Origin of the sequence: Ureibacillus sp. GCM10028918 (assembly GCF_042666115.1) — a bacterium.
In the GTDB taxonomy this organism is placed as follows: domain Bacteria; phylum Bacillota; class Bacilli; order Bacillales_A; family Planococcaceae; genus Ureibacillus.
Genome location: NZ_JBHTFK010000030.1, coordinates 1 through 1891 on the forward strand (window position 1 = coordinate 1; position 1891 = coordinate 1891).

General features: G+C 34.5%; 2 protein-coding genes and 1 rRNA gene. 1 reads left to right on the forward strand and 2 read right to left on the reverse strand.

All coding sequences use genetic code 11. The features are described from left to right. Positions 1-478 precede the first annotated feature (478 nt). Positions 479-1012: a ribonuclease FAU-1 family protein gene (locus ACFQU5_RS15975; protein WP_390289922.1), complete on the reverse strand. Its 534-nt coding sequence runs from the start codon at positions 1010-1012 to the stop codon at positions 479-481. Positions 1013-1123: 111 nt separating this feature from the next. Between ACFQU5_RS15975 and ACFQU5_RS15980 the strand changes: the two genes are divergently transcribed. Then, entirely contained in the window at positions 1124-1519 is a 396-nt protein-coding gene (locus ACFQU5_RS15980; protein ID WP_390289925.1) for an NUDIX hydrolase, read from the forward strand. Positions 1520-1805: 286 nt separating this feature from the next. On the opposite strand, the gene rrf is transcribed toward ACFQU5_RS15980, so the two are convergent. After that, a 5S ribosomal RNA gene (gene rrf / locus ACFQU5_RS15985) occupies positions 1806-1891 on the reverse strand; the annotation flags it as partial.

Here is a 1891-nt window from a genome sequence, read left to right on the forward strand (position 1 = left end):
GCACGCCGCCAGCGTTCGTCCTGAGCCAGGATCAAACTCTCCATAAAAGAGAAAATTTGATAAAGCTCAAATTTCTGTCGGACATTAATACTAATGTCCGAAAAATACATCTGCTGGCATCAATTTTGATGTCCAAAATTTTGTCTCTCTAAATTAATAGAAGAAACTATGTTTCATTAACGTTTTGTTGTTCAGTTTTCAAAGTTCATTTACATCACTTAAATTGCGACTTGATTATTGTAACATCTTTAAATTATTATGTCAATAATAATTTTTCCCATCGATTCTAAAAGTAACTTTTATAACATAACATTTATTCCGATTGATGTCAAACATTTTTCTTCATGTTTCACAAGTAATCGACAACATTAACAACTATATCATTAAATCATACTAATAACAACATTTTTTTATCAGTCGTATTATTTAGTTGATATCGTCTCAACGACAGAAATTAATATATCAATTTCAGCTCCTACTAGTCCGTAAGAATCTCTTTATGCTCTTTTGCAAGATGTATCAACTGGAACTTATCTTGTTGGATTAATCCCATTACCTTCCTCGCCTCTTTATATGCTAAATCATACATAGACTTATGAATTACACCATTAGCTAAGGCTTCATCAAGTTCGTCTTCATCCAAGATTATTATTTCACCTGTTGGAAATACAACAATATCTAAATATAAATCATCCATCCAAGGGATGTTATTCTCAATACCAATTTCATGGCAAATGTCTATATACCATTGGACTACTTCACCTTCGGCATCAAACATCGTAGTAACGGAATGATTCTTTCCAATTGGAAAATGTTGAAGCCATGAATAACCTTTATTAACTATACATACTTCCTTTCCAGCATTCTTTACAACTAATGGTTCCAATACTTCTTCTATATTCAATAAGGTAATATATCCCCTAAAGTCTTTATCTTGATGAAAAGTCTGTTGATATTCACTTTTTAAAACACGTTTCCAATTTGAACGATTACCATATTTTCTTTTAAACATCTTCTCCTCCTATTAAAACAGATTGCACCTTTACATTTTACGATTACTTATTTGAATAATCAAAATTTTAATTACATAATAAAATTATATACTTTCATGGGGGTGTTTTAATTGCGCGATAGAGGTTCTTGTATTCTTGTGAAGGATAATAAAATTGCTCTTGTTAAAAGAATAAGAGATGGAATGGTTTATTACGTTTTTCCGGGTGGAGGAATCGAAAAGGGAGAAACTCCTGAAGAAGCAGCTAAAAGAGAAGCATTTGAAGAATTGGGCGTCACGATTAATGTAAAGGAATGTTTTGAAAAAGTTCAATATAACGGCATACAATATTATTTCATCGCCGAACTTATAGAAGGGAACATCGGAACAGGACAAGGAGAAGAGTTTACCGATACTAAGAGAAATCGAGGTATTTATCAGCCTTTATGGATAGAGATAAATGAACTTCTCTCTATTGATGTAAGACCTAATGAAGTAGCTGCAAAAATACATGCACTATTTACATAATAACGAACTTGGAATAACAGTTAATTTATTGCTTACTTTTCCAAAAAAACTGCTGAATCACGGTTTTTTCCTAGTGACGTCCTACTCTCACAAGGGATACTCCATCTACCATTGGCGCTGGCCTCCGAAGTTCGATGACAGGTCGATTAACCACGTCACCAACGTCGAGCCGATGCTAGTGTATAAAATACACGCTGCTCCTTATCCGCGCCAATCAACCTCCGGTTCAATTAGTTGCGGCTATTTAACAATAAAAAAACCACTGAATACTCAGTGGTTTACTTTTGCCTAGCGACGTCCTACTCTCACAGGGGGAAGCCCCCAACTACCATCGGCGCTAAAGAGCTTAACTTCCGTGTTCGGTATGGGAAC